The organism is Microbacterium sp. ISL-59, from assembly GCF_018613945.1.
Taxonomy (GTDB): domain Bacteria; phylum Actinomycetota; class Actinomycetes; order Actinomycetales; family Microbacteriaceae; genus Microbacterium; species Microbacterium oxydans_B.
Genome location: NZ_JAGGPG010000002.1, coordinates 694242 through 714021, shown reverse-complemented (window position 1 = coordinate 714021; position 19780 = coordinate 694242). Strand labels below are relative to the sequence as shown.

The following is a 19780-nucleotide window of genomic DNA, read 5'->3' as shown; positions in this document are numbered from 1 at the left end:
GTCATCTCGCCGAGTGCACGGCTTGTCCTCGAGGGCACGGCCCAGACGCGCGAGCAGCCCGTGCACTCGGCAGCAACCCGTGCACTCGCGAGCTTCCGTGCGCTCGCACACGAAGAAGTCCGCCCTCGGCGCAGTGCCGAGGGCGGACGGGAGAGGGCGGACGGGCGTGGCGGGGGGAGCTCAGCCCTTCACGGCGCCGGCGGCGAGGCCGGAACGCCAGTACTTCTGCAGGGCGAAGAACAGCAGCACGAGCGGGATGACTCCGAGCAGGGCGCCGAGCATGACAGCGCCTTTGTCCGGCGCGAAGTAGCTCACCATGCCGTAGAGGCCGAGGGTCACGGGCTTCAGGTCCTGACTCGAGATCATCATGAGTGGCAGCAGGAAGTTGTTCCACGTCGCCACGAAGATGAACAGGAAGATCGTCACCATCGCGGGGCCGAGCAGACGCATCACGATCGTGAAGAAGATGCGTGCCTCGCCCGCCCCGTCGATGCGGGCGGCCTCCAACAGCTCGGTCGGCACCGACGACTGGGCGTAGACCATGCCGAGGAAGACGCCGAACGGAGAAACGGCCGAGGGGATGATGATCGCCCACATCGTGTTCGTGAGCCCCAGGGCCTGGAACTCGATGTACAGCGGCACCGTCAGCAGGGCCACGGGGAGCAGGAGCCCGGCCATGATCACCCCGACCGCGATCTTCTTGCCGGGGAACGCGAACTTCGCGATCGCGTAGCCGGCCATCACGGCGAACAGGGTGCCGATGACGCCCGCGCTCACGGAGTACAGCATCGAGTTTCCGACCCACCGCCAGAACAGGCCCTGGGTCCAGTTCATCAGGCTGTCGTAGTTGGTGTCGAGGTTCCAGTCGGCGAACCAGAAGCCGAAGGTCGACGTGAGGTCGGTGTTGTTCTTCGTCGACGCGACGATCAACCAGTACACCGGCACGAGGAAGTAGAGCGTCGCCACGATCAGCGCGATGATGCCGAACACCCGCGTGAGCGGGCTCGGTGCGATCGAGGGCGGCGGAGCATCCACGTCGGGCGCACGGCGGGGGCGTCGACGCGTGGATGACTCGGTGGTGATGAGGCGCGTGGTGGTCATGCGTCGCCCTTTCGTCGCTGCAGCAGCGCGTACACGATCGCGAGCACTCCGGCGATCAGAGCCATGAGCAGGGAGTAGGCGGATGCCGGGCCGCTGCCGGACGGCGAGATCTCGCCCATCATCGTGTTGTAGGTGAGCATCATGGGGGTGAAGTCCTTGCCCATCCACGAGTTCGCGGCCTGCAGCACGACCGGCTCGTTGAACAGCTGAATGGTGCCGATGATCGAGAGCAGCACGGCGAGCAGAGCTGCACCCCGCACCAGGGGCACCTTGATGCGCATCGAGATCTGGAAACCGGATGCTCCGTCGAGGCGGGCGGCCTCGTACAGGTCACGGGGCACGGCCTGCAGCGCCGAGAGGAAGATGAGCATGTTGTAGCCCGTGTAGGTCCAGGTGGTCATGTTCGCCATCGAGAAGAGGATCGTCCCGGGCGACATGAAGTCGGTGGCCTCGGGGAGGAACGGCAGGAAGGGCGACACCTCCGGCGTGTACAGGTAGAGCCACATCATTGCCGCGATGATGCCGGGGACCGCGTAGGGGAGAAAGAAGGAGAGCCGGAAGAGCGTCGGGCGGCGCACGATGAACGAGTCCAGCAACAGCGCGAGTCCGAGGGCGACGACGATCATCACCGGGATCTGCAACGCGGCGTAGAGGACGACGCGCCCCATCCCGGTCCAGAAGGCCCCGTTGGTAGCGGCCATGACGAAGTTCTCGAGACCGACGAACGTGTCGACGAGCTCGCCGCCGCCGTACAGCCCGTCGCCGGACGGCACCTGCGCGAAGAACGACGATCGGATCGACACGATGATCGGCACCAGGAAGACCACGACGAACAGCACGGCGAACGGCGCCATGAACAGCCATCCCGTGAGGCCTTCGCGTCGGGTCCCGAACCGGCGTCGGCGGGCGGGATCCGCCGGGATGCGCGGTGTCGGCGCCGGCGTCGCATCTCGCGTTTCGGTCACTGTGACCATGGTGTCGCCTCTCGATGTCAAGACGACGGCGGAGTGCACGATTGCGCGTGCACTCCGCCGTCGATCATCCGATGATGCCTTCTCGGGAGATCACTTCGCGACCGGGAGGCCGAGGTCCTCCAGCGAGGCGACTGCCGTCTCCTGGGCCGTGGTGAAGATGTCGGCGACCGACGCGGTGCCGGCGACGGCCGCTGCGGCGGTCTCGTTCATCTTCGACAGCGTCGAGAAGCCCGGAGCGTACGGGAAGTCCGGATTCAGGTTCTCGGTCGCGGTGCCGAGCTCGGCGAGCACATCCTGACCGCCGAACTGGCGCAGCATCTTCTCGGGAGTCTCCACGTCGCCCTTGGCGGCGACGACGAGGCCCTGCGACGCGAGGTCGTCGACCTGGGTGTTGAACCAGTCGTTGAACTCCATGGCCTCGGCGGGGTGCTCGCAGCCCTTCATCACCGAGACGCCGGATCCGCCGTCGGGGCCGCTCAGGGCGCCGGCGCCGAAGTCGGGGAGCTGAGCGACGCGCCACTGCCCCTCGGCCGGGGTGCCGTCGAGCGAGTCGAGGAGGAACCCGGCCTCCCACGCGGCTCCGACGTGACCGATGAGGCTGCCGTCGTTGAGTGCCGCGGTGAAGCCTTCGCCCCAGCGCTCGGTCGCGAGAGTCTGCTTACCGTCGAGCAGGCCCTGCCAGAACGCGGCCACGCGCTCGGAGCCCGCGCCCTCGGCGTCGACCTTCCACTCGTCGCCGGCGGTGCTGAACCAGGTGTCGCCGGCCGCTGCCGACTGGGCGGAGAGCCAGTTCTGCGCTTCATCCGGAGTGAAGGCGGTCACGTACTTGCCGGCGGCAGCTGCCGTGGCGGAGTCGGTCGTGAGGTCGTCGAGCGTCTCGGGAGCGTCGAGGCCCAGCGCCTGGAACTCGGCCTCATTGTAGAAGTAGACGAGGGGCCCGGTGTCCTGCGGGAGGCCGACGATGGCATCGCCGACCTTCATGCCGCTGAAAGCTCCGGCGGAGAAGTCGTCTTCGTACTTCTTGGCCTCGTCCGCGACGTCCTGCAGCAGTCCCTTGACGAACAGCTGCGGTACCTCCGAGTAGCCGGTCTGCGCGAGGCAGGGGCCGTTGCCGGCCTTCACGTCGGTCTCGAGCTTGAGGATCATGTCGCTCGACTTGCCGTCGAACTTCGTGGCCTTCACCTGGATGTCGGGGTGGTCGGCGTTCCACCGGTCGACGATCTCCGACGCGGGGGTCATGCCCTCGCCGTCGGGGAGACGGTGCAGGTATTCGATCGTGACGGGTTCGCCGCCGCCGGCGCCGCTGTCGCCGGAATCGCCGGTCGAGCAGGCTGCGAGGCCGAAGGCCGACACCGCGCCGACCGCGACGATCGCGGCTGTGCGGGTGAAGCGAGGGGTGATTGCCATGCTGTTCTCCTCTTTGAGGTCATGTTCTGCGGATCGCCCTGGGCGGGGGCCTGACGCCGAGGCATCATCGATCACATGCACATCAAATCAGAAAATGTTTGCGCTCACAAGCCTGGGCCAGCCACGGCTGAGCCGAAACTGAGTCGGTCTAAGGGAGCGCTGACATTCTCGTGCGCGGGCGTCGACGACGGTCAGTGCCCGTGGACCTCGTCGTCGACGCGGATCACGCCGCCACCCTGCCTGACGCCGTCGTCCGAACGCTCCCACCCGGGAAGCAGGAGCCGTCCGAGGGTCGGCTCCTGCTGTGCGAGTGCTCCGGTGAGGGTGGTGAGCACCTTGGCGTCCCGCACCCCGGTGTCGGGGTTCGCGTGGGTCGCGAGACAGCGCACGATGGGACCGGCCGCCCGGAAGTACAGGTCTCCGATGCGCACCTCGCCGCTCCAGTCGAGCTCGCTCCAGGGGCCGATGTCGTCGATCACGACGTTGGAGCGGAATCGTCGGTCATCGACGCGCATCCCGAGGGCGTCGCCCAGCGCCTGAACGCTGCTTCGGCTGTGCACCGACACGTAGCCCCGGGGGCGATCCTGGAACCGGGAAGTCTCGCCGTCCCCGACGAGCACGAGCGGGAGGCGGCCGGGTCGTCGGAGACGACGACCATCGGGGGTGCCGAGGACGAAGTCGGTGACGGCCTCCACCAGCTCGCTGCGCCCGTCGTCATCGATCGCCGCCTCCACGAGGACGCCGTCGCCGTGCTCGATGCGGATTCGCCGCGTCTCGTCGTCGTAGCTCGTGCGCAACGCGGCGAGTGCGGGGAAGTCCTGCAGTGAGAGTCCCTGGGACTTCGGCCAGTAGTCGAGGCCTTCTCGGTCCTCGGGCTCCGTGGCGTCCGCGAAGCGGAACGCCAGGACGCGGTCGCCGGCGACCCTGCCGTCCGGCTGCACGGTCAACGTATCGCGACGCTCGGGAGTGAGCCCTTTGATCGGGTGGCGGTACAGTGCGACGACGCGGGCCATGAGGAGATCCTCTCAGCTGCCGACGCCCCCTCATGACGGATGAGGATCCGGCGTCTCTACGGGGATCCTCATCCGGACACGACGAAACACCCGCACGTGGTGCGGGTGTTTCGGAGTAGAGAGGGCGGTTAGGCCTTCTCTAGCTCGTCCTCGTCTTCGTCTTCATACTCATCGGCCCACTTGTCGACATAGGCGTCTTCGTCGGTCGGGTGAGCCAGCTCGCGCTCAAGCGCGGAGTAGTTCACCGACGGACTGTACGCCTTGAGTTCGCGGGCGATCTTGGTGTGTTTCGCCTTCTGACGGCCACGGCCCATGCGCGAGACCCCCTCACGAGTTAAGCTGCGGGCGGTGAGGCCCGAGGCATTCACGACACCGGCGAGAAGCCGGTAAGAGTAGCATTCAGAATAGCACGCGGGGAAGACGCTCTGGCCGAGGCCAGACTGGTGAAGGGAACGATCTTCATGACCGACAACACCTCCACTCCATCCGATGAGGCCGCACAGAACGTGGCGCTGCAGAAAGCCGTCATCGTCGGCATGCAGCTGGACCAGGATCCGCATGTGATCCACGAAGCGGTTCGGTATGCGCGGCTGCTCGGTGTGCCGCTCGTGGTGGCGCACGTGGATGTCACGCGATTCGTCACCTATGAGGATCCGGACGGCTACGTGCATTCGGCTCCGATCGACATCAACTTCGACGCCGGCGCCGCGGAGTTCGAGGCCGTCGAGGCCGCTGCCGCGAAGCTGCTGGCGGGGACGGACGTCACATGGACGGCGCGTCAGCTCGTCGGCGACCCGGCGCTGGCGATCAAGCAGCTCGCCAACAAGCTCGATGCGCAGCTCATCGTCGTCGGCACGCGCAAGCGCGGCATCGGGGAGTCGATCCGCGAGTTCTTCACAGGCTCGGTCGCGGCGCGGCTCGCGCACCGGCAGCACCGCTCCATCCTGGTCGTCCCGCTCGGCGAGTCGGTGCCCGACGAGCAGAAGGAGATCTGGCCGGAGTCCTAGAGGACGCGGCACAGCAGAGGGCCCCGTCGGCATTTTCGCCGACGGGGCCCTCTGCGTGTGTTCAGGACTCGGAGCTGCTCAGCGAGACGGTGACTCCGCGGGCCGCGTTGTCGAGTGCATCCTCCAGCTCGGTGACGACCGACGGAGACAGCGTGCCGCCCTTCGCGAGGTGGGTGCGGAGGTCGGTGCGCACGCGGGCGCGGAAGGCATTGATGACGGCATCCGCTCGGTGCATCTCTTCTCGGCTGACGAGCCGGGAGTCGTCGGTCGCCGTGCGGGGGCGGTTCTTGGCCGCCGTGCGCTCGCCCTTCTCTGCGGCAGCGAGATCGGCACGGAGGCTCTTCATCGCGTCCTGGACGCTCTGTCGCACCTCGCTCGCGATCAGCCGCACCGAATCGGTGAGCCCTGCCTCGATGCCGGCCAGGTCTCCCTCGCGCGACGCGAGCTCGGCTCGACCGGCCTCGGTGATCGCATAGATCGTGGTGCGGCCGTCGACGGTCTTCGTGACCAGCCCCTCCTCCTCGAGCTTCGCGAGGCGGGGATAGATGGTGCCGGCGCTGGGCGTGTACGTGCCGCCGGTACGGTCGGTCAGCGACTGGATGATGCCGTAGCCGTGCTGTGGCGCCTCGGCGAGGAGCGACAGCAGGTACAGGCGCAGGTCGCCGTGGGAGAAGACGGCGGGGCTCATGCTTCCCACTCCTCGTCTTCCGTGATCGAGGCCGGCGTGCGGCGGAGGACGGTGACGCCGCCCGAGACGGAGTTCGCCCGCAGGTCGACGAAGCGTCCCGAGAGCTCGCCCTTCGTGCCGTTGTAGTTGCTGGGACCGGTCGAGCTGCGCTCGACGCCGTCGATCAGCAGTCGACCGCTCAGTGTGCGGACGACGTAGTTCGCAGCCAGCGACTCGTCGAGGCGCACGGTGGTGCCGCCCGAGACGGAGTTGATGTTGATGGTGTTCACATCTCCCGCGGCATCCACGAGCGTCGACCCGGAGACGATGTCGACGGTCGCCTTGCGGATGGCGCCCGTGACAGCCACGTCGCCCGAGACGCTGTTCGCGTTGATCGAGCCGGTGAGGCCGCGCACCTGCACGTCGCCCGAGACCGAGTTGACGGTGAGGTCGCCGATCAGGGTGTCGACGATGATGTCGCCGGAGACGGTGTTGAGGCGGGCGTCGTTGCGGAGGCCCGAGACGAGAGCGCCGGCGCTGACGACGCCGAGGTTCAGGGCGATCGAGCGGGGGACCGCGACGCTCACCTCGGCGCGGGGGCCGCCGGAGCCGAAGTTGCGGAACACCTCGAGGAAGTTGTCCCAGCCCAGCTGCGGGTGGTCGATCTCGACCTCGCCGTCGTGGGACTCGATGCGGAGGTCTTTGGTGGTGACGCCGTGCACCTCGATGCGGATGCCCGGTTCGTCGTGGGCGATGATGTCCACCTGTCCGCCGACGAGGCCCACCTTGAGGCGGGTGACGGACTCGATGTCGATGACGCGTTCCTCGCCCGGGGCGATGAGCCACTTCTCGGTCATGTGTGCTTCTCCTGTGTGTAGGGTCACGATATATCGTGTGTGACCAGCGTAACACGATATATCTCGATGGTGTCAACCCCTCCGGGCACTGACCGGTCGCCGCGGGGGCCGCGCGTCCGTCCGGGCCCCGTGAAGTCGACCGGTAGTCTTCGACGGAAGGACTTCGAGGGGAGAAGACGTGGCCGGGCGATCGACGAAGCAGCCCATCGCCGACCGAATGTACGAGGTGCTGCTGCATCAGTTCATGTCGGGAGAGCGGGCAGCAGGGCAGAGCCTGAACATCGGCGCCCTCTCGCGTGAACTGGACGTCAGCCAGACCCCCCTGCGTGAGGCGCTCGCGCGCCTGGAGCACACCGGACTCGTCCAGCGCGAGGCGTTGCGCGGCTACCAGGTGGCCCCGGTCATGACGCGCGAAGAGGTGGAGCAGCTGGGGGAGGCTCGCGTGCTGCTGGAGCCCCGTCTCGCGTACGAGGCCGCGCTGCGCACGACGCCCGAGTTCCTGGAGGGGCTGCGTGAGGCTGTCGAGGACTTCCGCCGCTCGGCCGATGTCGCCGACACCGAGACCGAGGGCTTCGACCTCTACTGGCGCAGTGACGCCCGATTCCACATGATGATCGCGGCGCAGTCCGGCAATGCCTTCCTGGAGTTGTCGTACGCCGCGCTCGGTGGGCAGATCCAGCGGTTCCGGCTGTTCTCGAAGTTCGGACGCACGGGGGCCGTCAGTGCGGCGCCGGAGCATGACGCGGTCTACGAGGCGATCAAGGCCGGCGACGCGGACGGCGCGGCCGAGGCGATGCGCCACCACATCATCGGTGCGACCGAGAGGCTTCTCGAGGGCTGATCGGCCTGTCGGTTCACCCGTTTCTGCGCTATACTATTTTTGTGATGGCGCAGAACGAGGGACCCATGTCGACGCCGACGACCGGATCACCGGGATCGTCGGGATACGTCGCGCGTCCACTCGTCGAGGGCTTCCCCGGAAAATCCAGCTCGCACGGGGCCTTCGGCTGGAGCAGTCTGTGGCTCCTCGACGACGGCGTACGCCGCGTGCTCATCGACGCCGGCCAGCCCGCGTACATCCCCCTCATCCACACCGGCCTCGCACGCCTCGGGCTGACGACGGATGACGTGACCGACGTGCTGCTGACCCACATGCACTGGGATCACGTCTCGAACTTCCCGATGTTCGCCAACGCGACCACCTGGGTCAGCGAGAAGGAGCTGCGCTGGGCGGCGGATCAGCCCGCCGGCACGCCGTTCATCCCCGACCTGCACGTGCAGGAGCTCCTCCGTCGCACCGACCGTGTCGAGCGCATGACCGCAGGGCAAGAGGTGCTTCCCGGCATCCACGCCATCGACAGCGCGGGTCACACCCCGCACCACCTCGCCTTCTACCTCGACCGTGCCGAGGAGAAGCGTGTGTTCGCGGGCGACGCCGTGAAGAACGTGTACGAACTCGCCTCGGGGCGGGTCGATTCCACGCTGGACGCCGAGGCCAGTGCCGTGACGATCGCCGCGATGCGCTCGCTGCTGACCGATACCGGGGCGACGCTCGTGCCCGGACACGATGTGGAACTGCACTGGGACGGACGCACCGCGCTGCGCCGGCATCCGCAGCGGGCGGAGATCGGGTTCTTCGCCGACGCATCGACGGGTGAAGAGGACCGCAGCATCGGCTGAGCGCCGATGCTGCCGGAGAGGATGACGATGACGACAGTGCTGTACACCGGCGGGACCGGACGGATGGGCCGGGTGATCCGCGAAGGACTCGCCTCCCGTTACGACCGCGTCGTGCTGTTCGCGCGCTCCGACGCCGACGAGCCCCTGTTCCCCGGCGAGCAGATCGTGATCGGCGACCTCGGCGACCTCGACGCCCTCACCGCGGCGGCCGAAGGCGTCGACGTCATCGTGCACCTCGGCGGCATCGCCGATGAGGCCTCGTACGACAGCATCCGCACGGTGAACATCGACGGGACCTACCACGTATACGAAGCGGCGCGACGGGCCGGTGTGCGCCGCGTCGTCTATGCCAGCTCCAACCACATCGTCGGCTTCCACCCGGCCAGCGAGGTCCTGGACGAGAGTGCGCCGCTGCGCCCCGACACCTTCTACGGGGTGTCGAAGGCGTTCGGCGAAGCCCTCGCCAGCCTCTACCACGACAAGTGGGGGATCGAATCGGTGCTCGTGCGCATCGGCACCTTCCGCCCGGCGCCAGAGGACAGACGCCAGCTCGGCCTCTGGCTCAGTTGGCGCGACGGCGTCGAACTGTTCCGCTGCGCGATCGAGAGCGCTCCCGTGGGCTGCCAGGTCGTCTACGGCTGCTCGGCGAACACCGAACGCTGGTGGAACGGCGACGCGGGCTGGGCGGCCATCGGCTACGTGCCCCGCGACGACGCGGCCGACCACACCGATGCGGTGGACTTCAGCGCCCCCGCACCCACCCTGCACGGCGGCGCATTCGCCGCCCCCGACTACGAAGGAGGGATCTGGTGACAACGACCGATTCCCACGACGTGCTGATCACCACGGCTTTCCTCGAACCCGGCGACGAGGTCGATCGGATGCTGCGCGAGGCCGGCCTCACGACGCGGCACGAGCCCGAGCTGGCCCTGCTGGACGCCGACGACCGGGCCGCTGCGCTCGCCGGAGCACGCGCCATCATCGCCGGTACACGGCCGCTGGGTGAGCAGGAGTTCGCGCTCGCCCCCGCGCTGCAGATCGTCGTGCGCACCGGTGTCGGGTACGACAGTGTCGACGTGAACGCCGCGACCGCGCGTCAGGTGCCCGTGTGCGTCACCCCCGGCGCCAACCGACAGGCCGTCGCCGAGCACGTCTTCGCGCTGGCGCTGGCCTGCGCTCGCCGCATCCCCGAGAACGTGAGCAACCTCGCCGCGGGCACGTGGCAGCAACCCACCGGGCGGGAGCTGCAGGGGTCGACCCTCGGGATCCTCGGCCTGGGCTCGATCGGCAAGGCGGTGGCGACGATCGCCGCGGGCTTCGGAATGCACATCGTCGCGTACGACCCGTACTTCGACGAGGACTTCGCCGCGGCCCACGGCATCCGTCGCCTCGATCTGGACGATCTGCTGCGCGAGGCCGACTTCGTGACGCTGCACCTCTTCCTCGACGAGTCCACGCGGAACCTCATCGACGCCTCCCGGTTGGCGATGATGAAGAGCGATGCGGTGCTCATCAACACCGCCCGCGGGGGGATCGTCGATGAGGACGCGCTGGTGGACGCCGTGCGAGAGGGGCGCCTCGGCGCCGCCGCGCTCGACGTCTTCGCGGACGAGCCCCTGAGCGCATCGAGCCCGCTCCTGCACACCCCCGGCATCCTCGCCACGACGCACGTCGCCGGCGCGACCCGCGAGGCACGCGGCGAATCGGGCCGGATGGCGGCCCGCAACGTCATCGCAGCTCTCGGCGGCGCGGCCCCGGAGTTCGTGGTCAACTCCGACTACGACGCGGTGTCGGCATGATCGTCGAGACCATGTCGGGGCCGGTGCGCCTCGCGGCCAACCTGAAGTGGATGTTCACCGAGGTGCCGTTCGTCGAGCGGTTCGACGCGGCGGCCGAGGCCGGGTTCACGGCGGTGGAGTTCGCGTCGCCGTACGACCTCGCGCCGGCCGAGGTGCGGCGTCTGCTGGACGATGCGGGCCTGACGCAGATCCTCATCAACACCCCCGCCGGTGCAGCGGGCTCGCCCACCGCCTCGGGCGCGGCGTACGTGCCCGGAGCGGAGCAGGAGTTCCGCGAAGGCGTGCTGCGCGCGCTGGAGTACGCGGACGTCCTGGGCGCCGGCGTCGTGCACGCGATGGCCGGCATCAAGCCGGCGGATGCCGACGCCGACTCGGCCTTCGCGACGTACGTGTCGAACATCTCCTGGGCCGCCGAACAGGCGCGCGGGACGGGTGTGCGCCTGGCGCTGGAGGCCATCAACAAGCGCGATCAGCCCGGCTACGGCCTGGCCTCGATGGAGACCGCGGCGGCGGTCGCTCAGGAGGTCGACCCCGAGGTCGTCGGCGTCCTGTTCGACGTCTACCATGCGCAGGTCGACCGCGGGAACCTCATCGAACGGTTCGAGCAGCTGCGTCCCGTGGTCGCGCACGTGCAGATTGCCGACAACCCCGGCCGCGGCGAACCCGGCACGGGCGAGATCGCCTACGAGCGCGTGCTCGCCCGCATCGCGCAGAGCGGCTATCCCGGGTGGATCGGCTGCGAGTACGCCCCCGTCGCGGGCACCCGCGACGGACTCTCCTGGATCGAGAGGACCATCCGATGACCGACCCGAAGATCGCGCTCATCAGCGCCACCCCACTGGCGATCGCCCCGGCCGCGACGGCCATCACGGCTGCCCTTCCCACGGCGACCGTGTGGAACCTGCTCGACGATCGTCTGCTCGCCGACGCGCACGTCGAGGGGGGAATCACCGCGCCGCTGGCCGCTCGCATGGACAGCCTCATCGAGCTCGCTCTGGCGGGCGGAGCGGACGGCGTGCTGCTCACCTGCTCGCAGTTCGGGATCCGCGCCGACCGGCGTGATCGTGAGGCCGACGGCGTCACCGTGCTGTCGGCAGACGGTCCGCTGTTCGCCGAGGCCGTCGCGGCCGCCCCCGCGCGGGTGCTGCTGGTCGCGTCGCTCGAGTCGTCCGCGAGCGACAGCACGGCGCGGCTGACCGACGCCTTCGTCGCGGGCGGATCATCGGCGCACGTGCACCCGCTCGTGGTCCCGGCCGCGGCTGTGCCGCTGGCTGCGCCGGACCTGATCGATGCCCTCGCCACCGCGATCGCCGACGTCGACGAGCCCTACGACCTGATCGTGCTCGCGCAGTATTCGCTCGCCGCCGCCGCTGCGTCTCTCGCGGACCGCTTCGGCGTGACCGTCCTCGACGGCCCCGCCGCTGCTGCACGCCGGCTGACCGCGGCGCTGCAGGAGGGGCCCCGATGATCGGCGTCATCGCCGACGACGTGACCGGGGCCACGGATGTCGCCGCGGCGCTGCGACGTGCGGGTCTGCGCACCCTCCTCGCGCTCGGCACCGACATCGACGACACCGCGGTCTCGGCCGACGCCATCGTCATCGGCCTGAAGACGCGCTCCCTTCCCGCCGCAGAGGCCGTCGCACAGAGCCTCGCCGCGCTCGCGGTGCTGCGACAGCGCGGAGCCGACCGCATCTACGTCAAGTACTGCTCGACCTTCGACTCCACCGCCGAGGGGAACATCGGACCGGTCACCGAGGCGGTCGCCCGCGAGCTCGGTGTCGACCTGGTCGTGACGACTCCTGCCGCGCCGCTGCACGGGCGCACCGTGTACCGCGGGCACCTCTTCGTCGGCGACACCCTGCTCGCGGAGACCCACATGCGCGACCACCCGGTGACGCCCATGCGCGACTCGTCGGTGCTGCGGCTGCTCGCGGCGCAGAGCGCGGAGCCGGTCGCGACGCTGCCCCTCGAGGTGGTGCAGCGGGGCGCTGACGCGGTCCGCGAGTCCCTTCGCCGCGCCCGCGCAGAGGGCGCCCTCCAGGTCGTGGCGGATGCCGTCACCGATGCCGACCTCGCCATCCTTGCCGAGGCCGTCGACGGCGAGGCGCTCGTCGCCGGATCCGCCGGACTGGTCGGAGCGATCGCGCTGCGGGAGACGGCGAGTGGCACCGCAGCCCCCGTGCCGCCTCCGGGGCGCACCGCGATCATCGCGGGCAGCTGCTCGCGGCGCACCCTCGAGCAGATCGACCGCTTCGTCTCCTCCGGAAGCCCCGCCTTCCGCATCGCGGCCGAACCCGGCGACACCGCCGAGCAGCTCGCCGCACGCGCCGTGGAGTGGTGGGACCGCCAGCCCGACGATGCCGCCGCTCTCCTCTACTCCTCCAGTCCCGCCTCGGAGCGTCGCGACGATGTTCCCGGTGCCGGCGAACTGTATGAGCGGACGGCGGGTCTCATCGCCGCCCAGCTGTCGGATCGCGGGGTGAAACGGCTGCTCATCGCCGGTGGCGAGACATCGGGTGAGGTCATCCGCGCGCTCGGTACCACCGTCGCCGTCGTGGGGGAGGAGGTCGCGCCGGGTGCGCCGTGGATCCACGACGAGCGGCGTGACGTGCATCTGATCCTCAAATCGGGGAACTTCGGCGATGAGGATCTGTTCGTGGATGTCGCTCGGCAGGGGGTCGCCGCATGAGCGCCGCCGCTCGCCGCGCGATCGAGCGTGTCGCGCACTCCATCCATCGCCGTGGCCTCACCCATGGCCGCACCGGGAACCTCGCGGTACGGGACGGCGATCACGTTCTGCTCACCCCGACGGGTGTCAGCCTCGCCGACATCGAGGCGGACGAGCTGTCGGTGGTCGCTCTCGACGGCACGCACATCGAGGGTCCGAAGCCGACGAAGGAGGCGTTCCTGCACGTCGCGATGCTGCGGGTGCGTTCGGACCTGAACGCGGTCGTGCATACCCACTCGGTCTACGCGGCCGCCGTGTCGTGCCTGGCCGACATCGACGCGGATGCTCCGATCCCGCCCCTCACCGCGTACTACGGCATGCGCGTGGGAGCGCTGCGGATGCTTCCCTACTTCGCCCCGGGCGACCCTGCCGCGACCAGCGCCGTGGAAGAGGCGGCGCGTGTCACTCACGCTCTGCTGCTGCGCAATCACGGACCCGTCGTCGCCGGCGCCGACCTGGATTCGGCGGTCGACGCCCTGGAAGAGCTCGAGCACACCGCGCAGCTGTTCTTCGTCACCCGCGGCCTGGCCACAGCCCCGCTCACCCCTGCGCAGCTGCACGCGTTCGCGGCGCCCTCCGAAAGGTCTCCCTCATGATCACCCTGTACAGCGGCCTCGTCGTCAAGAAGCCCCTCGTCGAGCAGATCATCCCGGCGTTCGAGAGCGCCACGGGTGTCCGCGTCGACGCGACGTTCGAGCCCACGACCGTGCTCCTCGAGCGCATCGCCGCGGGGGAGCGCCCCGACCTGGTGCTCGGGGTCTCGTCGTCGGTGACCGACCTCGCCGAACAGGGGCTGGTGGACCCGGCCCAGGTCGCCGAGATCGCGGTCTCGGCCGTGGGCTTCGCGCGGCTCGAGGGGGCGCCCGTGCCGGCCGATGACTCGGCGGCGGCCTTCCTCGACTATCTGCTCGCCGCCCGTGCGGTCGCGTACACGCTGAGCGGGGCGAGCGGAGTGCACTTCATGAAGGTGCTACGGGAGCGCGGTCTTCTCGAGCGCATCGACGAGCGTGCCGTTCGCTGCGAGTCGGGTCTCACCGTGGAAGCGCTGCTCGACGGCCGGGCGGATGTCGCGGTCCAGCAGGTCAGCGAGCTGCGTTCGGTCGTCGGCCCGCAGATCGTCGAACCGATCCCGCACGAACTGCAGTCCTATGGACGGTTCGCGATCGGAGCGCGCCCCGGCGCCGGGGATGACGCGGCACGCTTCGTCACCCTCCTGACCGAGAAGCCGACGCAGGACGCGTTCGCCGCGTTCGGGCTGTCGCGTCCCTGACCCCCTACCTGGAGAGCATTCATGAGAAAAGTCATCGTCGACACCGACACCGGCGTGGATGACGCGCTGGCGCTGATGCTGCTGGCCGCCGATCCCGAGGTCGAGATCCTGGCGGTGGTCAGCGTCTTCGGGAACACCACCGGCGAGCGCGCCGCCGACAACGCCCGCTACGTGCTGGACACCTGCGGACGCACGGATGTGCCCGTGTACCGCGGCGCGGACGTGCCGCTCATCCAGGAGCTGCGGATGAACCCCGGCATCCACGGCGAGGACGGCTTCGGTAACACCGGGCTTCGTCCGGCGCAGTCTGTGGATCCCGAGCCGGTCGGCGTCGACGTCGTGCTCGACCTGGTCGATCGGCATGAGGGCGAGATCGACTATCTCGCGCTCGGCCCGCAGACGAACCTCGCCGCCGCCATCGAGAGGCGGCCGGACCTGCTGCAGCGACTCCGCTCGACCACCATCGTGGGGACGCTCGGGCCGGCGCTCTATCACGACACCGCACCGTGGGAGGACCGCCGGTTCCGGGTCTCGCGCGACCCCAACGTGTCGTTCGACATCGACGCGGCGCGCATCGTGGCAGCCCACGCGGGCGACGTGACCTGGTGCGGACCGTATGTCACCCGTCAGGCCCTCGTGCCCGAGGACTTCTTCCTCGACATCGCCTCGTCGACGGGCTTCGCGCCCGCACAGCTGATCACCGCGATCAGTCGGGACTATGCCGGCTTCTACTCGCGCTCGTACCCGCAGCCGGAAGGACGCCGGGTCATGGGTATCAACGACAGCATGGCGGTGGCGAGCCTGCTGTACTCCGAGCTCGTGACCGGTGCGGTCATGCGTCCGCTGGAGACGTTCCTCGACCAGGAGACCGGCGACCGCTACCTCGCCGGGGTGCACCCGGTGAAGGACGAGACGCGGCCGATCCATCGTGTCGTCTTCGACATGGACTTCGACGGCGTGCTCGAGCGGATCGGCGAGGTGCTGCGGCGCCCGCTTCCCTGGCGCTGAGCCCCGCGGCGATTCAGTCGTAGGAGCGCGCGCGCACCCACGGCATCGGCAGCAGATCGGCGGCGGTCACCCACACCGGGTGGCCGCCGTCGTCGGCGAGTGTGCGGATGCCCGGGGCGACGGCGGGCACGAGCTCACGGCACACGCCGCAGGGGTTGAGGATGACCGTGGTTCCGTCTTCCCGCAGCCCCACCGCGACCATGGCCTCGATGTCCTGCTCGCCGCCGATCCTGGCGTTCGCGAGGGCCGTGCTCTCGGCGCAGACGCTCACTCGCGGGGAGCGCAGGCTGAGGCCGAGATAGATCTGTCCCGACGCTCCGCGGGCGGCAGCCGCGACGCGGTGCAGGTCGGCGTCGTGCGTGCGGAGGAGCAGTTCGGAGGCGGCCTCGACGAGGCGGCGGTCGGTGTCGTTCAGCGGTGAAGTCACGATGCACTCTTTCTGTCGCGAAGGCGATTCTTGCTATACTATAGTCGTCAACGGGACGATCCCCTCCCTCCCGAGGGCAGAGCAAAGGAGCTCCATGAGCACTGAAGAAGTAGTGGCAGCCACGGCGCCGCAGCAGCTGACGAGCAAGGCCAGCAAGACAGAGCGCCGCAACCTCCGGGCGCTCAGCTGGGGCCACGCGCTCGAGTGGTACGACTGGGCGATCTTCGGGCTCCTGTCGGTCTACCTCGGTGCGGCGTTCTTCCCCTCCGACAGCCCGCTCGCCTCGACCCTGAACGCGCTCGCGGTCTTCGCGGTCGGCTTCGTCGCCCGCCCCCTCGGTGGCGTCGTCTTCGGTTTCGTCGCCGACCGGTACGGGCGCCGGAAGATCATGATCTTCGCCGTCGGCGCCGTCGCACTGGGCAGCTTCATCATCGGCATCCTCCCCGACTTCCAGACCATCGGCGTTCTCGCGCCGATCATCGTCGTCGCCGCACGCCTCCTCCAGGGCCTCTCCGCCGGTGTCGAGGCACCGCTCGGAACGGCATACGCCCTCGAGCTGGTGCCCAACCGTCCCGGTTACGTCGCCGGGTTCTTCGCCTTCTTCAACAACCTGGGCAACCTGCTCGCACCGCTGTCGATCTTCTTCATCAGCCTGCTGCTGGGACCGGAAGCCCTGGCGGCCTACGGATGGCGCATCCCGTTCCTCGTGGGCGGAGCGTTCGGTCTCATCGTCCTGTGGCTGCGCCGCACGCTGCCGGAGACGCTCGACACCGCGGCCATCCGCACGGTCGGCGCCATCCCCACGAAGAACAACTCCGTGTGGCGCGATGTGCGCAAGTACTGGCTGAGCGTGCTCGCCACGGTGTTCATCGTGGGCGCCATCCAGGCGTACAACTACACCTGGATCGCCGGTCTGCCGAACCTCGCGAACGGCACGTTCGGAGAGGACCCCACCGCGGTGTTCGCCATCACGACCGGCATGGGCGTCTTCCTCACCCTCGGCGCCTACGGCCTGAGCCGCATCCTCGACCGCTTCCCGATGTCGCGGTGGTTCGTCGTCGCCCGTCTGCTGGCGATCCCGACCATCTTCCTGGCGCTGCTGTACTCGCAGCCCGGGGTCGGAACGCTCGCCGGCGTGATGTTCGGTGGCGCCATCGTGCTGCTGCTCAACATGACCATCTTCGTCGTCGTGTCCAACTCGCTCCTGCCGCAGCACATCCGCGGCACCGGTCTCGGACTCGGATACGGTCTCGGCGTGGCCATCTTCGGCGGCACCGCGTCGTACCTGCTGCTCTGGCTGCAGAGCCAGGGGATGATGTGGATCTTCCCGATCTATATCGCCACTCTGTGTGCGATCAGCGTCGTGCTCTACGTCCTCGCCAAGAACCGCAACGGCCTCTTCGTGGGCAAGTGATCGTCTGATGGATATCTGGCGTGAGATCGTCGGCTGGGCCGGCAGTGCTCTCCTGATCATCTCGATCCTCCAGCCGACGATCTCTCGCCTCCGGTGGCTGAACCTCGGAGCATCGGCGATGCTCATGGCCTACAACCTGATGCTCGGCAGCGCGCCCATGGTCGCGCTCAACATCACCCTGATCGCGATCAACTGCTGGTACCTGTTCGTCTACATGCGTTCCGCCCGTGCTGCACCGGCGGAGCCGGTGGTCGCGGAGGGGCTCAGTGAAGCGTCCGAACGGCCTGTGAGCCGCTAGGACATGACAGAAAGCATGGATATGGAACGACTGATCATTGACACCGACCCCGGGATCGACGACGCCGGAGCGCTGTTCTGGGCGCTCGCCTCGGACGCCTTCCAGATCGAGGCGCTGACCACGGTGTTCGGCAACGTCGATGTCGACACCGCCACGGCGAACGCCCGCAAGATCGCGGCGCTCGCCGGTCGTCCCGACCTGCCCATCTGGAAGGGTGCGAGTCGGCCGTTGGTCGGTGAGCCGAACTTCGCGGAGCACATCCACCGTCCCGGCGGTGTGGGCTACTGGGAGTACCCGGACCCGGATCCCGATGCCGACGTCGAATCCGATGCCGTGCGCCGCATGATCGAGACGGTCATGGCGGCGCCGGGCGAGGTGACCATCATGGCGCTCGCGCCGCTGACGAACGTCGCGCTGGCGATCAAACTCGAGCCGGAGTTCGCGCGCTCGGTGCGCCGCATCATCTACATGGGTGGGGCGGCCCTCACCTGGGGCAACGTGACCCCGGTCGCGAGTGCGAACATCTACAACGACCCCGAGGCGGCCGAGATCGTCATCCAGTCCGGCGCTCCGCTCACGCAGGTCGGTCTGGATGTGTCCCGCAGCTTCTCGCTCTCGCCGGACCACATCCGCACCCTCTGGGAGTCGCGCTCGCCGATGGGCGTGGCGCTCTGCGAGATGATCGGCTACCCCGACCGTCAGGACGACCGCGACGACATGCCGGAGTGGAAGACCGAGGGCATGCACCTCAACGACGTGCCCTGCGTCGCCTATGCGCTCAACCCCGAGTGGTTCACCGTGCGGCGGCTGCGCGTCGACGTGGAGCTGAACGGCACGCACACCCGCGGACAGACGGTCGTGCAGATGATCGACCGGTGGCAGGGAGTGCCGAACGTCGACGTGCTCTTCGACATCGACGCGCAGGCGGTCGCCGACGCGCTGACGGCCTCGGTGACCGCGTTCGGAACCGCTGTCGACTGACCCTTGTTCGCGAAACGGCCTCACCCTCGGATTCGAGGGTGAGGCCGTTCGTGCGTTGAGTCAGTGCCCCACGCGCCGCGGTCGTTTCTCCAGGTCGAGTGCACGGGAAGCTGTCGAATGCATGGCCTGGCCGCGTCGACAGCCCGTGCAGTCGTCGGTAAGCCGTGCACTCGGGAAGGAGTGGCGGATTGCTTGACCTTGACGCAACGTCAACTTCTAGAGTCGAGATATCGAACGGAAGGAGGCGACATGGAACGGGACGACTGGTCCATCCAGGAGATCGCGCGGCTGGCGGGAACCACGAGTCGCGCGCTGCGGCACTACGACGACATCGGACTGCTGCCGCCTTCGCGCATCGCGCCCAACGGCTACCGGCACTACGACGCAGGGGCGCTCGTGCGGCTGCAGCGCATCCTCCTGCTGCGAGAGCTCGGACTCGGGCTGCCGCAGATCGCGGAGGTGCTCGAACGCGAGCGCGGCGAAGCATCCGCCCTCGAGACCCATCTCGCGCTGCTGCGCGAGGAGCAGGCCCGGCTGGCGCGGCAGATCGCGTCGGTCGAATCGACCATCACAGCATTGAGAGGAGGTGAGAACCTCATGGCAGAGAACATGTTCGACGGCTTCGACCACACCCAGTACAAGGAGGAGGTCGAGGATCGTTGGGGTAAGAAGGCCTACGCCGACAGCGACCGCTGGTGGCGCGGGATGACGGATGCCGAGCGCGCCGACTGGCAGCAGCGCGTGTCCGACCTCGGACGCGACTGGATCGCTGCGGCAGAGAGCGGCATCGACCCGGCATCCGCCGAGGCTCAGGATGTCGCGCGACGCCACGTGGAGTGGCTCACGGGCATCCCGGGTACGCCCGCGGCCGTCCCCGGCGGCGACGTCAAGGCGTACGTGATCGGGCTCGGCGAGATGTACGTCGCGGATCCACGCTTCGGCGCGAATTACGCGACGTCGTCCGGCGGCACCCACGGCGCGGAGTTCGTCCGCGACGCGCTCCGCATCTATGCGGAGGGCAACCTGTAGACGCATCTTTCCGGATGCCGAGCGGCCCCCTTGCGTGCGAACCACCCCGTTGTGGACGTACGCAAGGGGGTCGTTCGCACATAAAGGGGCCGCTCGGCGGGAAGGGAGAGGGGGATAG

Annotated in this window: 23 protein-coding genes; 15 read left to right on the top strand and 8 right to left on the bottom strand. The window is 68.7% G+C overall.

Annotated features, from left to right (window positions below; genetic code table 11):
• Window positions 1–180 precede the first annotated feature (180 nt).
• The 5 genes from J7E45_RS07565 to J7E45_RS07545 all read right to left on the bottom strand — a co-directional run bounded on the left by J7E45_RS07565 (window position 181) and on the right by J7E45_RS07545 (window position 4809).
• Window positions 181–1101, bottom strand: a complete 921-nt coding sequence (locus J7E45_RS07565) for a carbohydrate ABC transporter permease (protein WP_215068250.1) — start codon at window positions 1099–1101, stop codon at window positions 181–183.
• Window positions 1098–2075, bottom strand: a complete 978-nt coding sequence (locus J7E45_RS07560; protein ID WP_251053509.1) for a carbohydrate ABC transporter permease — start codon at window positions 2073–2075, stop codon at window positions 1098–1100. Before J7E45_RS07560 ends, J7E45_RS07565 begins: the two co-directional genes overlap by 4 nt.
• A 90-nt stretch (window positions 2076–2165) precedes the next feature.
• Window positions 2166–3482, bottom strand: coding sequence for an ABC transporter substrate-binding protein (locus J7E45_RS07555; protein WP_215068249.1), 1317 nt, complete (start codon window positions 3480–3482; stop codon window positions 2166–2168).
• 191 nt (window positions 3483–3673) lie between these two features.
• Window positions 3674–4495 (bottom strand): MOSC domain-containing protein, encoded by an 822-nt coding sequence (locus J7E45_RS07550; protein WP_215068247.1) that lies wholly within the window; start codon window positions 4493–4495, stop codon window positions 3674–3676.
• 128 nt (window positions 4496–4623) lie between these two features.
• Entirely contained in the window at window positions 4624–4809 is a 186-nt protein-coding gene (locus J7E45_RS07545) for a DUF3073 domain-containing protein (protein WP_029263716.1), read from the bottom strand.
• A 147-nt stretch (window positions 4810–4956) separates the two neighbouring features.
• Here J7E45_RS07545 and J7E45_RS07540 point away from each other — a divergent pair, with 147 nt between their 5' ends.
• Window positions 4957–5502: a universal stress protein gene (locus J7E45_RS07540; RefSeq protein WP_091033267.1), complete on the top strand. Its 546-nt coding sequence runs from the start codon at window positions 4957–4959 to the stop codon at window positions 5500–5502.
• A 61-nt stretch (window positions 5503–5563) separates the two neighbouring features.
• Here the strand turns inward: J7E45_RS07540 and J7E45_RS07535 are convergent, their stop codons facing one another.
• The gene (locus J7E45_RS07535; RefSeq protein ID WP_167632867.1) at window positions 5564–6190 is read right to left on the bottom strand and encodes a PadR family transcriptional regulator; all 627 of its coding nucleotides are present in this window, start codon (window positions 6188–6190) and stop codon (window positions 5564–5566) included.
• Window positions 6187–7026 carry a DUF4097 family beta strand repeat-containing protein gene (locus J7E45_RS07530; protein ID WP_215068245.1) on the bottom strand — a complete coding sequence of 280 codons (840 nt, stop codon included), beginning with the start codon at window positions 7024–7026 and terminating at the stop codon, window positions 6187–6189. Before J7E45_RS07530 ends, J7E45_RS07535 begins: the two co-directional genes overlap by 4 nt.
• A gap of 178 nt (window positions 7027–7204) precedes the next feature.
• Between J7E45_RS07530 and J7E45_RS07525 the strand changes: the two genes are divergently transcribed.
• Genes J7E45_RS07525 through J7E45_RS07480 form a run of 10 tightly spaced genes read left to right on the top strand, consistent with a single transcriptional unit; the run spans window position 7205 to window position 15513 of the window.
• Complete coding sequence (locus J7E45_RS07525) at window positions 7205–7867, top strand: GntR family transcriptional regulator (protein WP_308162074.1); 663 nt, start codon at window positions 7205–7207, stop codon at window positions 7865–7867.
• Window positions 7868–7911: 44 nt separating this feature from the next.
• Window positions 7912–8706, top strand: coding sequence for an MBL fold metallo-hydrolase (locus J7E45_RS07520; RefSeq protein WP_251053507.1), 795 nt, complete (start codon window positions 7912–7914; stop codon window positions 8704–8706).
• A 27-nt stretch (window positions 8707–8733) separates the two neighbouring features.
• Complete coding sequence (locus J7E45_RS07515) at window positions 8734–9519, top strand: NAD(P)-dependent oxidoreductase (protein ID WP_215068243.1); 786 nt, start codon at window positions 8734–8736, stop codon at window positions 9517–9519.
• The gene (locus tag J7E45_RS07510; RefSeq protein ID WP_215068241.1) at window positions 9516–10505 is read left to right on the top strand and encodes a phosphoglycerate dehydrogenase; all 990 of its coding nucleotides are present in this window, start codon (window positions 9516–9518) and stop codon (window positions 10503–10505) included. Before J7E45_RS07515 ends, J7E45_RS07510 begins: the two co-directional genes overlap by 4 nt.
• A complete protein-coding gene (locus tag J7E45_RS07505) occupies window positions 10502–11308 on the top strand; it encodes a hydroxypyruvate isomerase family protein (RefSeq protein WP_215068238.1) in 807 nt (268 codons plus the stop codon). Before J7E45_RS07510 ends, J7E45_RS07505 begins: the two co-directional genes overlap by 4 nt.
• Entirely contained in the window at window positions 11305–11973 is a 669-nt protein-coding gene (locus J7E45_RS07500) for a hypothetical protein (protein ID WP_215068236.1), read from the top strand. Before J7E45_RS07505 ends, J7E45_RS07500 begins: the two co-directional genes overlap by 4 nt.
• Complete coding sequence (gene otnK / locus J7E45_RS07495) at window positions 11970–13196, top strand: 3-oxo-tetronate kinase (protein ID WP_215068234.1); 1227 nt, start codon at window positions 11970–11972, stop codon at window positions 13194–13196. The genes J7E45_RS07500 and otnK overlap by 4 nt, the downstream gene beginning before the upstream one ends.
• On the top strand, window positions 13193–13831 hold the full coding sequence (locus J7E45_RS07490; RefSeq protein WP_215068232.1) for a class II aldolase/adducin family protein: 639 nt from the start codon (window positions 13193–13195) through the stop codon (window positions 13829–13831). The genes otnK and J7E45_RS07490 overlap by 4 nt, the downstream gene beginning before the upstream one ends.
• Window positions 13828–14505 carry a substrate-binding domain-containing protein gene (locus J7E45_RS07485; protein WP_215068230.1) on the top strand — a complete coding sequence of 226 codons (678 nt, stop codon included), beginning with the start codon at window positions 13828–13830 and terminating at the stop codon, window positions 14503–14505. Before J7E45_RS07490 ends, J7E45_RS07485 begins: the two co-directional genes overlap by 4 nt.
• Before the next feature lie 21 nt (window positions 14506–14526).
• On the top strand, window positions 14527–15513 hold the full coding sequence (locus J7E45_RS07480) for a nucleoside hydrolase (protein WP_215068228.1): 987 nt from the start codon (window positions 14527–14529) through the stop codon (window positions 15511–15513).
• Between the two features lie 13 nt (window positions 15514–15526).
• Here the strand turns inward: J7E45_RS07480 and J7E45_RS07475 are convergent, their stop codons facing one another.
• Entirely contained in the window at window positions 15527–15940 is a 414-nt protein-coding gene (locus tag J7E45_RS07475; RefSeq protein ID WP_215068226.1) for a hypothetical protein, read from the bottom strand.
• A gap of 94 nt (window positions 15941–16034) precedes the next feature.
• On the opposite strand from J7E45_RS07475, the gene J7E45_RS07470 reads away from it, so the two are divergent.
• From J7E45_RS07470 to J7E45_RS07455, 4 genes are all read left to right on the top strand, one after another.
• Window positions 16035–17354, top strand: a complete 1320-nt coding sequence (locus J7E45_RS07470) for an MFS transporter (RefSeq protein WP_215068224.1) — start codon at window positions 16035–16037, stop codon at window positions 17352–17354.
• A 7-nt stretch (window positions 17355–17361) separates the two neighbouring features.
• Window positions 17362–17652: a hypothetical protein gene (locus J7E45_RS07465; RefSeq protein WP_215068222.1), complete on the top strand. Its 291-nt coding sequence runs from the start codon at window positions 17362–17364 to the stop codon at window positions 17650–17652.
• A gap of 21 nt (window positions 17653–17673) precedes the next feature.
• On the top strand, window positions 17674–18633 hold the full coding sequence (locus J7E45_RS07460; protein ID WP_215068220.1) for a nucleoside hydrolase: 960 nt from the start codon (window positions 17674–17676) through the stop codon (window positions 18631–18633).
• 249 nt (window positions 18634–18882) lie between these two features.
• On the top strand, window positions 18883–19662 hold the full coding sequence (locus J7E45_RS07455; RefSeq protein WP_215068218.1) for a MerR family transcriptional regulator: 780 nt from the start codon (window positions 18883–18885) through the stop codon (window positions 19660–19662).
• The last annotated feature ends 118 nt before the right edge of the window (window positions 19663–19780 follow it).